Below are 11856 nucleotides of genomic sequence, written 5' to 3'. Positions count from 1 at the left end.
GCGCTGAAAACCTAAAGGCAGGCATCTCTGAGCTTCCCCCTATATCGGCCCTGGCGCTTTTTTCTTTATTCAAACATTCAATTTAAATTGCCAGCGAAATGCGCCGCAACATGGCGCTTTTGACATCCAACTCCCACTCCGTCACAGTGCGCGCTTTTTTGTCTGCCGCTATGAGGAACTCCAAACCATGAACGCAGTGATCGCCGCCGTCGGCATCATGCTCATACTCAGCCTGTCCCGCGTGCATGTGGTCATCGCCCTGATCATCGGCGCACTGGCCGGTGGCCTGGTGGGCGGGCTGGGCATCGAAGGCACACTCAAGGCCTTCAACGGCGGCCTCGGTGGCGGCGCCACGGTGGCACTGTCCTACGCGCTGCTCGGCGCCTTCGCCGTGGCCATCGCCAAGTCGGGCCTGGCCCATGCCCTGGCCGACCGCGCGCTGAACATGATCGACCGCCAGGGCCATGCCAACGGCGGCAAGGTCAAATGGCTGCTGATCGGCCTGATGCTGGTGGTGGCGGTGTCGTCGCAGAACATCCTGCCCATCCACATCGCCTTCATCCCGTTGCTGGTGCCACCGCTGCTGTACGTGCTGACCCGCCTGCGCATCGACCGCCGGCTGATCGCCTGCGTCATCACCTTCGGCCTGATCACGCCGTACATGTTCCTGCCGGTGGGTTTTGGCAACATCTTCCTCAACGAAATCCTGCTGGCCAACGTCGCCCGGGCCGGGGTCGATGTCAGCGGGGTCAATGTCACCCACGCCATGGCCATCCCGGCCGCCGGCATGTTCGTCGGCCTGCTGCTGGCGGTGTTCATCAGCTACCGCAAGAAGCGCGACTACGACCTGGCGCGCATCGAGCAGGTCGAGCAGGTCAGCGTGCAGTACAACCTGCTGACCCTGCTGGTGGCGGGGCTGGCGATTGCCGCGGCATTCATCGTGCAGCTGTGGCTGGACTCGATGATCATCGGTGCCATGGTCGGCTTCCTGATCTTTTCGCTGTCGGGCATCGTGCGCTGGAAGGACACCGACGACCTGTTCACCGAAGGCATGAAGATGATGGCCATGATTGGCTTCATCATGATCGCCGCCTCAGGCTTTGCCGATGTGATGAAGGCGACCGGTGAGGTCAACAGCCTGGTCGAGGCTTCGGCGCAGTGGATCGACCACAGCAAGGGCATTGGCGCCTTGCTGATGCTGCTGGTGGGGTTGCTGGTGACCATGGGCATCGGCTCGTCGTTCTCGACGGTGCCGATCCTGGCGGCGATCTTCGTGCCGCTGTGCGTGCAACTGGGCTTCGACCCGCTGGCCACGGTGTGCATCGTCGGTACCGCAGGTGCCCTGGGCGATGCCGGCTCGCCGGCGTCGGACTCGACCCTCGGCCCGACCTCGGGGCTGAACGTGGATGGCCAGCACCATCACATCTGGGACACCGTGGTCCCGACCTTCCTTCACTACAACTTGCCGCTGCTGGCGTTCGGCTGGCTGGCAGCGATGACGTTGTAAGGTGTCAGCCCTTGGTGGGGGGCGGTGAGATGCTGTTGAGGACGGTGCTGCCGTCCTTGCTGCGGGTCAGGTAGATCGGCAGCACCTTGGGCAGGTTGTCCACCAGCCGCTCGACCTCGCGAGTGTTGTAGATGCCGCTGATGCGGATGCGCCCGGTGCCGGGGTCGGCCAGCAGCAGCGGGGCGTCGAGGTAGCGGTTGATCACCGGCAGGGCCTGTTCCAGGCTCAGGTTGTCGAGCACCAGCTTGCCGTCGCGCCAGGCCAGGCTGTTGTCGTAGTCGCTGTTCTCGGCCAGTTGCGGCTCGAAATCCCCGGTGTGGTAGCTGGCCTGCATGCCAGGGCCAAGGCGGTAGCCGCCAGCGCTGCCATCGCTGCTGACCAGCACCGAACCCTGCACCAGCGTGACCTTGACCTGGTCCTGGTACTTCCAGACGTTGAACTGGGTGCCGGTGACGCGGGTCTGGCCGCGGCCGGCGCGGACGATGAACGGGTGGCTGCTGTCGTGCTGCACCTTGAAGAAGGCCTCGCCGCGCTTGAGCGTGACCTGACGCTGGTCCTTGTAGTTGAGGTAGGTCAGTTCGGTATGGAGGTTGAGCTCGACCGTGCTGCCGTCGCTCAACTGCACGGTCTGCATCTCGTTACCGGCTTCGAAGTGCTGATAGTGGTTGGGCAACCAGCCTTGCTCCCAACCCACCCAACCGGCCAGCGGCAATACCAGCAGGGCCAGCGCCGCTGCCGACGCCAGTGGCCGCCAGTGGCGTGCCCGTGGCACATGCCGCGCAGGCGGGTTGAAGTCGATGACCGTGGCGGTGCGCGGCAACAGCTCGGCGGTTTGCCAGATTTCCAGCATCGCCTGGTATTCCTCGGCGTGACGCGTGTCGGCCGCCAGCCAGCGGGCGAAGGCTTCACGTTCGACCTGCGTGCAATCGTCGGCGTGCAGGCGCATGCACCAGTGCGCGGCGGCGTCGGTGATGGCATCGTCTGGGCTGGGATTGTGGCGGTCTTGGTTCATCGTGGCTCCGGGTTTTGCGCATTCTACCCCTGCAAAGGGGCTCCCGAGAACCGAGGTAATGGCGAATGACTATCAGTTATGTGTGTTTTTCGTCGGTTTCGCAAGGGATTTCCAGCGATTGAGAACGCTTCGCGGCAAGCAGGAAGCGCTCCCTTGCCGGCTCAGAACTGCTCGGCTGCCATCGCGTACAGGCTGGCGCTACCGGCGCGGATGCTGGCATCCAGGGCCAGGCTGCGCGGCAGCAGGCGCTGGAAGAAGAACGCCGCACAGGCGAGCTTGGCGCCATGGAAGGCCGGGTCTTCGGCGTGCCTGGCCTGGGCCACCGCCGCCATGCGCGCCCACATGTAGGCGTAGGCGGTCAGGCCGAACAGGTGCAGGTATTCCACGGCCACGGCGTTGACCAGGTTGGCCTCCTCGCGTGCCCGTGCCCGCAGCCATTCGCTGGTGGCTTCCAGGCGCGCCAGGCTGGCCTGCAGGGCTTCGCGGTGCAGTGGTGCCCCGGCACTGAAGGCCCGCACTTCGGCGGCAAAGCAGGCCAGGGCCTGGCCACCATCGGCCAGCACCTTGCGCCCGAGCAGGTCGAGGGCCTGGATGCCGTTGGTGCCTTCGTAGATCTGCGCGATGCGCACGTCGCGCACCCGTTGCTCCTGGCCCCACTCGCGGATGTAACCATGGCCGCCATACACCTGTTGGCCAAGCACGCAGCTTTCCAGGCCGTTGTCGGTGAAGAACGCCTTGGCCACCGGGGTCAGCAGCGCGACCAGGCGCTGGGCATGCTCGCGTTCACCACCATCCTCGGCGTAGCGTGCCAGGTCCAGCTGCTGGCCGACATAGGCGGCAAAGGCGCGGCCGCCTTCGGTGAGGGCGCGCATGGTCAGCAGCATGCGCCGCACATCGCCATGTTCGATGATCGGGTCGGCGGCCTTCTCAGACGCCTTTGGGCCGGTGGCGGCGCGGCTTTGCAGGCGCTCGTTGGCGTAGCGTGCGGCGCTCTGGTACGACGCTTCAGCGCAGCCGATGCCCTGGATGCCTATCGACAGGCGCTCGTAGTTCATCATGGTGAACATCGCCGCCAGGCCCTTGTTCGGCTCCCCGACCAGGTAGCCACTGGCGCCGTCGAAGTTCATCACGCAGGTGGCCGAGGCCTTGATGCCCATCTTGTGCTCGATCGAGCCACAGTGTGCGGCGTTGCGCGGGCCGAGGCTGCCGTCGGCCTCGACCTGGTACTTGGGCACCAGGAACAGCGAGATGCCCTTGGCCCCGGCCGGGGCGTCCGGCAGCTTGGCCAGCACCAGGTGGACGATGTTCTCGGTCAGGTCCTGTTCGCCACCGGTGATGAAGATCTTGCTGCCGCTGATGCGATAGCTGCCATCAGCCTGGGGTTCGGCGCGGCTGCGGATCAGCCCCAGGTCGGTGCCGGCGTGGGGCTCGGTCAGGCACATGGTACCGGCCCAGCGGCCTTCGTACAGCGGCGGCAGGTAGGTGGCCTTGAGCGCTTCGCTGGCATGGGCGTCGATGGCCAGGCAGCTGCCGGCGCTCAGCGCCGAATACAGGCTGAAGCTGCAGTCGGCGGCGTAGAGCATTTCTTCAAACAGCACACCGAGCATTTTCGGCATGCCCATGCCGCCGTATTCGGGGTTGCCACCCAGGCCGACCCAGCCGCCTTCGCGGTAAGTACGCCAGGCGTCGCGAAAGCCCTGCGGGGTGGTGACGTTACCGGCGTCGAAGTGCACACCTTGCTCGTCGCCGTTACGGCTGAGCGGGGCGATCAACTGGCCAGTGACCTTGGCGGCCTCTTCGAGAATGGCGTCGGCGGTTTCGCCGTCGACGCGCTCGGCCAAGGCGGGCAGGCGTGCCCAAAGGGCCGGGCCCTGGAACACGTCATGGAGGATGAAGCGCATGTCGCGCAGCGGAGCGGTGTAGTCGGTCATGTCAGGCTCGATAACGGTTCACAGGGCCTTGGCGCGGTCGCGCAGGACGTATTTCTGGATCTTGCCGGTGGAGGTTTTGGGCAGCTCGCCGAAGACCACGGTCTTCGGCACCTTGAACCCGGCCATGTGCTCACGGCACCAGCTGATGATGTCGCTTTCGCGGGTCTGCTCATGGCCGGGCTTGAGGGCGACGAAGGCACAGGGCGTTTCGCCCCACTTGTCGTCGGCGCGGGCGACCACGGCGGCTTCCAGCACGGCGTGGTGCTTGTACAGGGTGTCCTCGACTTCGATGGTCGAGATGTTCTCGCCGCCGGAAATGATGATGTCCTTGAGCCGGTCCTTGATCTCGACGTAGCCGTCGGCGTGCCACACGGCCAGGTCGCCGGTGTGGAACCAGCCGCCGCGGAAGGCCTCGGCGGTGGCCTCGGGGTTTTTCAGGTAGCCCTTCATCACCGTGTTGCCACGCATGAAGATCTCGCCCAGGGTGTTGCCGTCCTGCGGTACCGGCTGCAGGGTCTGCGGGTCGGCGACCATCAGGCCGTCGAGGGTGGGGTAGCGCACGCCCTGGCGCGACTTGATCCGCGCCCGTTCCTCCAGCGGCAGTTCGTCCCATTGGTCATGCCAGGCGCAGACGGTGACCGGCCCGTAGACCTCGGTCAGGCCGTAGGTGTGGGTGACGCGGATGCCCATCTGCTCGACCGCGCCGATGACCTTGGCCGGTGGTGCGGCGCCGGCGACCATGGCCTGCACCGGGTGGTCGATGGCGGCCTTGGCGGCCTCCGGCATGTTGACCAGGGCGTTGAGCACGATCGGCGCGCCGCACAGGTGGCTGACCCGGTGTTCGCGGATCAGGGTGAGGATCTTCTGCGGGTCGACCCGGCGCAGGAACACGTGGGTGCCGGCCAGCGCGGTGATGGTCCAGGGGTAGCACCAGCCGTTGCAGTGGAACATCGGCAAGGTCCACAGGTACACCGGGCGGTGGCCCATGGTCCAGGTCATCTGGTTGCCGATGGCGTTCAGGTAGGCGCCACGATGGTGATAGACCACGCCCTTGGGGTTGCCGGTGGTGCCCGAGGTGTAGTTCAGCGAAATCGCCTGCCATTCGTCCTCGGGCCATTCCCAGGCAAAGTCCGGGTCGCCTTCGGCCAGCAGCGCTTCATAGTCGAGCTCGCTGAGCGCACGGCCTTCGCCGTATTCGGGGTCATCCACGTCGACCACCAGCGGCGGGTGTTCGAGCAAGGCGAGGGCGGCGGCGATCACGCCGTGGAACTCGCGGTCGGTGATCAGCACCTTGGCTTCGCCATGCTGCAGCATGAAGGCGATGGCCTCGGCGTCCAGGCGCACGTTGAGCGTGTTGAGCACGGCACCGATCATCGGCACACCGAAGTGCGCTTCAAGCATGGCCGGAATGTTCGGCAGCATCACCGCCACCGTGTCGCCGCGGCCGACACCGCGCCCGCTCAGGGCGCTGGCCAGTCGCCGGCAGCGCTGGTAGGTCTCGCGCCAGTTGCGGCGGATGGCGCCGTGGATCACGGCCGGGTAATCGCCGTACACGGCGGCGGTACGTTCGATGAAGCTCAGCGGGGTGAGGGCGACGTGGTTGACGGCAGCGGGCATCAGGCCCTGGGCGAAGATCGACATACGGTAATCCTGTAGGGGAGGCAGACGCAGCCTGTGCGTGTGGCCCCCCGGTGGCTGATTGTTAGCTCTGATCAGGGTGCGGGCAGCGCGCCGATGGCCGCTTGCCCCTGTCGCAGTTTTACGCGAACCGCTATCGTAGATGGAATATCGACTATAGCAATATAGTAAAACTACTATAAGAACGAGCGCCGACAGTGGACCAGACCCTTTCACCCTTGCTCGCCAAGGACCCACAACCCAGTGTGCTGCTGGCCGCCGATGCCCGTGCCCTGGCAAGCAACCCGGCTTTGCAGGCGCTGATTGGCGCAGGCGCGGTGCTCAACGACTGGCTGCCGGGCAACTGTGCGGCGCTGGTGCGTGCCTGCCTGCGTCAGCACCGGGCAATCGCCGATGTGGAAAAGCAGGTCGGCGATCGCATTCTGCTGTGGACCTTCATCCCCGATGACCAGGGCCAGCGGGTGCTGGTGCGCTGCCGCGATGCCAGCGAGGAGCGCCAAGGCGCCCGTGAGGCGAGCCGCGCGCGGCGCCTGTATCGGCTGATCATCGAGAACACCACCGACCTCATTTCCCGGCACAGCCCGGACGGCCGTTTCCTCGATGCCTCGCCAGCCGCCTACCGCCTGCTTGGCCTGTGGCCGGAGCAGCTGCGCGGCATGCCGGTACGGGCCCTGCTGCACCCGCACGAGCGGCGCCAGGTGCTGCGCCAGGCCGGCGCCGCACTGGACCAGGACGGTTATCACACCATGACCTGCCGCGTCCGCCATGCCAGCGGCGCGTATCGCTGGTTCGAGATCGCCAGCCGGGCGATCCGTGAAACCTACACCGGTGCGGTGGTGGAGGTGGTCAGCGTGTCGCGTGACATCACCCTGCGCATCGAGGCCCAGGAGAACCTGGCCCATAGCGCCCGGCTTGCCACCTTGGGCGAATTGGCGTCGGGGATCGCCCACGAGATGAATCAGCCGCTGGCTGCGGTGGTCAACTATGCCAACGCCAGCCAACGCTACCTGCAAGGCCTGGAGCGCGACCCGCAAGCGCGTGAGCGGGTCGGCCAAGGCCTGCAACGCATCACCGAGCAGGCGACCCACGCCGCCGAGGTGATTCGCCGCCTGCGGGCCTTCCTGCGCAAGGGGCCGCGGCGCCTGCAGGCGGTAGAGGTGGCCGAAGTTGCGGCTGAAGCCATGCGCCTGTGCGCCTGGGAGGCGGCACGTGACCAGGTCGCTGTCGAACTGCGCATCGGCGGGCAATTGCCAGCGGTGTTCGCCGACCGGGTACTGCTCGAACAAGTGCTGCTCAACCTGCTGCGCAATGCCATCGAGGCCAACCGCGAGCAGCATGGCGCGCAGCCGTCACGTATCCTGCTGGGCGCCGTGCGCGAGGGCGACGGGGTGCTGATCGAGGTCGCCGACCAGGGGCCGGGCGTGGCCGCCGAGCGCCTGGATGAGATCTTCACCCCGTTCAGTACCAGCAAGGCCGATGGCCTGGGCCTGGGCTTGAGCATGAGCCGCAGCCTGATCGAAGGTTTCGGCGGCAGCCTCTGGGCGCGTGCGGGTGAGGCGGGTGGGCTGGTGCTGTGCTGCCGTCTGGCAGTGAACCGGGGATAAGGAGAGAGCAGGGTGCAAGCGAAGGTGTATGTAGTCGACGACGACCAGGGCATGCGTGATTCGACGGTGTGGTTGCTGGAATCGGTGGGCCTGCAGGGCGTGCCGTTCGCCAGCGGCCAGGCGTTTCTCGATGCCTGCGTGGACGATGGGCCGGCCTGCGTGCTGCTCGATGTGCGCATGCCCGGGCTGGGTGGCATGGCGGTGCAGCAGGCGCTGCGCGAGCGCGGCCTGCAGATCCCGGTGATCTTCGTCAGTGGCCATGCCGATGTGCCGATCGTGGTGCGGGCGTTCAAGGCCGGGGCGAGCGACTTCATCGAGAAACCCTACAGCGACCAGTTGCTGCTCGACAGTGTGCAGGCCGCGCTGGAGCGGGCAGGGCAGGCGCGCCAGGACGACCTGGTGCTGGCCGCGGTGCAGGCACGCGTGGATGCCCTGACACCGCGTGAGCGCGATGTCTTCGTGCCGCTGGCCCAAGGCTTGAGCAACCGCGAGATCGCCGAGCGCCTCGGCATCAGCGTGAAGACCGTGGACCTGTACCGAGGGCGGGTGATGAAGCGCTTGCAGGCGGGCAGCCTGGCCGAACTGGTGGGCATGGCGATCGCCTGCGGGGCCGTGGAGGCGCTGGGTTTGCGTGCGCGGTGAAACGTTGCCGGCAACGGCCGTTTCATGAAAATTTGCATAGCCCCCTAATCAAAGCTTTGACATTCACTGCCTAGGCAGTAATATTTTTAAACAATTGCCCGAGCAGACTCCGATGTCCCATTTCACCCCGGAAAACTTCCAGACCTGTGCCATCGGCATGCTGCTGGGCCGTGCGGCGATCCTCAAGGACCGCATTCTCGACTGGCACCTCGAATCGGAGGGCGTCACCGCCGCACAGTTCAAGGTGCTGATCATCGTCACCCAGTACGAGGTGGATACCCCGGCCGAACTGTGCCGCTACCTGGGCCTGGACAGCGGTTCGATGACCCGCATGCTCGACCGCCTCGAGCAAAAGGGCCTGATCCTGCGCAACCGCTGCGCCGATGACCGCCGCCAGGTGCGCCTGGCGCTGACCGCCGACGGCCAGCGCCTGGCTGACCGCCTGCCGGAGATCGGCGCGGCGGCGATGAACGAACTGGTCGGCGTGTTGCAGCCAGACGAGCTGAAGACCCTCGAAGGTTTGCTGGCCAAGGTTCTGCTGGGTGCCGGCGACCCTCTGACGATCCGCCGCTTCGGCGATCGTTGATCCCTGTTACGCATATTCCAAGGTATTGTCATGGCCACTCCCACAGACACCGCAACTCCCCCCGCCGACGCGCCAGCGTCGGGCAAGCGCAAGGCCTGGCTGCTTGGCCTGCTGTTGCTGGTGCTGCTCGCTGGCGCCGGCACCTGGGCCTGGTACGGCCTGGTCGGGCGCTGGCACGAAAGCACCGACGATGCCTACGTCAATGGCAACGTGGTGGAGATCACCCCGCTGGTGACCGGCACCGTCACCAGCATCGGCGCCGATGACGGCGACCTGGTGCATGCCGGCCAGGTGCTGTTGCAATTCGACCCGTCCGACAGCGAAGTGGCCTTGCAGTCCGCCGAAGCCAAGCTGGCGCGCAGCGTGCGCCAGGTGCGCGGGTTGTACAGCAACGTCGACGCGCTCAAGGCCCAGCTGGAAACCCGCCAGGCCGAATTGCAGAAGGCCCAGCAGAACTACAACCGGCGCAAGGTGCTGGCCGACAGCGGCGCAATCGCTGCGGAAGAGATCTCCCATGCCCGTGACGACCTGACCGTGGCCCAGGCCGCCGTCAACAGCGCACGCCAGCAGCTCAACACCAGCACCGCGCTGGTCGACGACACCGTGGTGTCCTCGCACCCTGAGGTGATGGCGGCTGCGGCCGACCTGCGCCAGGCCTACCTCGACCACGCCCGCACCACCCTGGTGGCGCCGGTCACCGGTTATGTGGCCAAACGCACCGTGCAGCTTGGCCAGCGCCTGCAGCCCGGCACCGCGACCATGGCGGTGATCCCGCTGAACGAGGTGTGGATCGACGCCAACTTCAAGGAAACCCAGCTGCGCGACATGCGCATCGGCCAGCCGGTGGAAGTCAGCGCCGACCTGTATGGCGGTGAGGTCAAATACAGCGGCACGGTCGACAGCCTCGGCGCCGGTACCGGCAGCGCCTTCGCCCTGTTGCCGGCGCAGAACGCCACCGGCAACTGGATCAAGATCGTCCAGCGGGTGCCGGTGCGCATTCACCTCAGCCCCGACCAGCTCAAGGACCACCCGCTGCGTATCGGCCTGTCCACCGTGGTCGAAGTCGACCTGCACGACCAGAGCGGCCCGACCTTGGCCCAGCAGCCTCCGCAGCAGGCCAGCTACACCACCCAGGTGTATGACCGCCAGCTGGTCGAGGCCGACAACCTGATCGCCCGGCTGATCCACGAGAACAGCGCCACCGGCAAGACGGCGCAGCGATGAGCAACAACGCCCCGGCGCAGTTCACGCCGCCGAGCCTGCTGCTGACCACCATCGGCCTGTCGCTGGCGACCTTCATGCAGGTGCTCGATACCACCATCGCTAACGTGGCGCTGCCGACCATTTCCGGCAACCTGGGGGTGAGCTACGAGCAGGGCACCTGGGTGATCACCTCGTTTGCGGTGAGCAATGCCATCGCCTTGCCGCTGACCGGCTGGCTGAGCCGGCGCTTTGGCGAGGTGAAGCTGTTCATCTGGGCCACGTTGCTGTTCGTGCTGGCATCGTTTCTCTGTGGTGTTGCCCAGTCGATGCCGGAACTGGTGGGCTTTCGGGTGTTGCAGGGTGTGGTGGCCGGGCCGTTGTACCCGATGACCCAGACCTTGCTGATTGCCGTGTACCCGCCGGCGAAACGGGGCATGGCGTTGGCTTTACTGGCGATGGTCACGGTAGTGGCGCCGATTGCCGGGCCGATATTGGGTGGCTGGATCACCGACAGTTACAGCTGGCCGTGGATCTTCTTCATCAACGTGCCGATCGGCCTGTTCGCCGCTGCCGTAGTGCGCCAGCAGATGCGCACGCGCCCGGTGGTGACCAGCCGCCAGCCGATGGATTACATCGGCCTGCTGACGCTGATCGTCGGCGTGGGGGCGTTGCAGGTGGTGCTGGACAAGGGCAATGACCTGGATTGGTTCGAGTCGTCGTTCATCATTATCGGTACGCTGATTTCGGTGGTGTTCCTGGCGATCTTCATCATCTGGGAGCTGACCGACCGCCACCCGGTGGTCAACCTGCGGTTGTTCGTGCACCGCAATTTCCGGGTCGGCACCATTGTGCTGGTCGGTGGTTATGCGGGGTTCTTCGGTATCAACCTGATCCTGCCGCAGTGGCTGCAGACGCAGATGGGCTACACCGCCACCTGGGCGGGGCTGGCGGTGGCGCCGATCGGTTTGCTGCCGGTGATCATGTCGCCGTTCGTGGGCAAGTACGCGCACCGCTTCGACCTGCGGGTGTTGGCGGGGCTGGCGTTTCTGGCGATTGGCACCAGCTGCTTCATGCGTGCAGGGTTCACCAGTGAGGTGGACTTCCAGCACATCGCCCTGGTGCAGTTGTTCATGGGGATTGGCGTGGCGCTGTTCTTCATGCCGACGTTGAGCATTTTGCTGTCGGATTTGCCGCCGCACCAGATTGCTGATGGTTCGGGGCTGGCGACTTTCCTGCGCACGCTGGGGGGGAGTTTTGCGGCTTCGTTGACGACGTGGATCTGGATTCGTCGGGCGGACCAGCATCATGCCTATTTGAGCGAGCACATCAGCCAGTTCGACCCGGCGACGCGGCATACGCTGGAGCAGTTGGGCGGGGCGAGTGCGCAGAACTATGCGCAGCTGGAGCAGATCGTCAATGCGCAGGCGTACATGATGTCGACGGTGGATTACTTTACCTTGATGACCTGGGTGTTTGCCGGGTTGATATTGTTGGTGTGGTTGGCCAAGCCGCCGTTTACGGCGAAGGCGGGGCCGGCTTCGGCGGGGCATTGAAGCAGTAGCGTTGCTCTTGCTCTTGCTCTTGCTCTTGCTCTGCTTTTGCTTTGGCTTCTAAGTGCGCGATAGTTCAGGCGACGCAGATTGCGACTTCAGGAGGCCGAACGCAGGTCTTGCGGAGGGAGGTGACGGGCATGGATGCCCGTCAAGCGCTGGGCCCCAGGATGGGGCCTGCAG

At 65.6% G+C, this 11856-nt stretch carries 9 protein-coding genes; 6 read left to right on the top strand and 3 right to left on the bottom strand.

Annotated elements, in window-relative coordinates; genetic code table 11:
- The first annotated feature begins 187 nt into the window (after window positions 1-187).
- Window positions 188-1507 carry a Na+/H+ antiporter family protein gene (locus tag ABE528_RS25140; protein WP_346654373.1) on the top strand — a complete coding sequence of 440 codons (1320 nt, stop codon included), beginning with the start codon at window positions 188-190 and terminating at the stop codon, window positions 1505-1507.
- A gap of 4 nt (window positions 1508-1511) precedes the next feature.
- On the opposite strand, the gene ABE528_RS25135 is transcribed toward ABE528_RS25140, so the two are convergent.
- The 3 genes from ABE528_RS25135 to ABE528_RS25125 form a co-directional block, all read right to left on the bottom strand.
- Entirely contained in the window at window positions 1512-2519 is a 1008-nt protein-coding gene (locus ABE528_RS25135; RefSeq protein WP_152955839.1) for a FecR family protein, read from the bottom strand.
- A 161-nt stretch (window positions 2520-2680) separates the two neighbouring features.
- Window positions 2681-4450 carry an acyl-CoA dehydrogenase C-terminal domain-containing protein gene (locus tag ABE528_RS25130; protein ID WP_152955838.1) on the bottom strand — a complete coding sequence of 590 codons (1770 nt, stop codon included), beginning with the start codon at window positions 4448-4450 and terminating at the stop codon, window positions 2681-2683.
- An 18-nt stretch (window positions 4451-4468) separates the two neighbouring features.
- On the bottom strand, window positions 4469-6091 hold the full coding sequence (locus ABE528_RS25125) for an acyl-CoA synthetase (RefSeq protein ID WP_152955837.1): 1623 nt from the start codon (window positions 6089-6091) through the stop codon (window positions 4469-4471).
- A 194-nt stretch (window positions 6092-6285) separates the two neighbouring features.
- Here ABE528_RS25125 and ABE528_RS25120 point away from each other — a divergent pair, with 194 nt between their 5' ends.
- The 5 genes from ABE528_RS25120 to ABE528_RS25100 all read left to right on the top strand — a co-directional run bounded on the left by ABE528_RS25120 (window position 6286) and on the right by ABE528_RS25100 (window position 11676).
- Entirely contained in the window at window positions 6286-7692 is a 1407-nt protein-coding gene (locus ABE528_RS25120; protein WP_346654372.1) for a PAS domain S-box protein, read from the top strand.
- Between the two features lie 12 nt (window positions 7693-7704).
- On the top strand, window positions 7705-8334 hold the full coding sequence (locus ABE528_RS25115; protein ID WP_346654371.1) for a response regulator: 630 nt from the start codon (window positions 7705-7707) through the stop codon (window positions 8332-8334).
- A 112-nt stretch (window positions 8335-8446) separates the two neighbouring features.
- Window positions 8447-8920 (top strand): MarR family transcriptional regulator, encoded by a 474-nt coding sequence (locus tag ABE528_RS25110; RefSeq protein ID WP_085679303.1) that lies wholly within the window; start codon window positions 8447-8449, stop codon window positions 8918-8920.
- A gap of 30 nt (window positions 8921-8950) precedes the next feature.
- Window positions 8951-10144, top strand: a complete 1194-nt coding sequence (locus ABE528_RS25105; protein ID WP_346654370.1) for an HlyD family secretion protein — start codon at window positions 8951-8953, stop codon at window positions 10142-10144.
- On the top strand, window positions 10141-11676 hold the full coding sequence (locus tag ABE528_RS25100; protein ID WP_152955835.1) for a DHA2 family efflux MFS transporter permease subunit: 1536 nt from the start codon (window positions 10141-10143) through the stop codon (window positions 11674-11676). The genes ABE528_RS25105 and ABE528_RS25100 overlap by 4 nt, the downstream gene beginning before the upstream one ends.
- The last annotated feature ends 180 nt before the right edge of the window (window positions 11677-11856 follow it).

The sequence above is a fragment of the Pseudomonas sp. TWI628 genome (genome assembly GCF_039673865.1).
Taxonomy (GTDB): Bacteria; Pseudomonadota; Gammaproteobacteria; order Pseudomonadales; family Pseudomonadaceae; genus Aquipseudomonas.
The sequence above is the reverse complement of the archived record's forward strand: the minus strand, read 5'-3'. Positions and strand labels throughout refer to the sequence as shown.

Coding starts and splice junctions, on each gene's coding strand:
- ABE528_RS25125 (WP_152955837.1), bottom strand. CDS start 6,091: ATGTCGATCTTCGCCCAGGGCCTGATGCCCGCTGCCGTCAACCACGTC.
- ABE528_RS25135 (WP_152955839.1), bottom strand. CDS start 2,519: ATGAACCAAGACCGCCACAATCCCAGCCCAGACGATGCCATCACCGAC.
- ABE528_RS25110 (WP_085679303.1), top strand. CDS start 8,447: ATGTCCCATTTCACCCCGGAAAACTTCCAGACCTGTGCCATCGGCATG.
- ABE528_RS25105 (WP_346654370.1), top strand. CDS start 8,951: ATGGCCACTCCCACAGACACCGCAACTCCCCCCGCCGACGCGCCAGCG.
- ABE528_RS25100 (WP_152955835.1), top strand. CDS start 10,141: ATGAGCAACAACGCCCCGGCGCAGTTCACGCCGCCGAGCCTGCTGCTG.
- ABE528_RS25140 (WP_346654373.1), top strand. CDS start 188: ATGAACGCAGTGATCGCCGCCGTCGGCATCATGCTCATACTCAGCCTG.
- ABE528_RS25130 (WP_152955838.1), bottom strand. CDS start 4,450: ATGACCGACTACACCGCTCCGCTGCGCGACATGCGCTTCATCCTCCAT.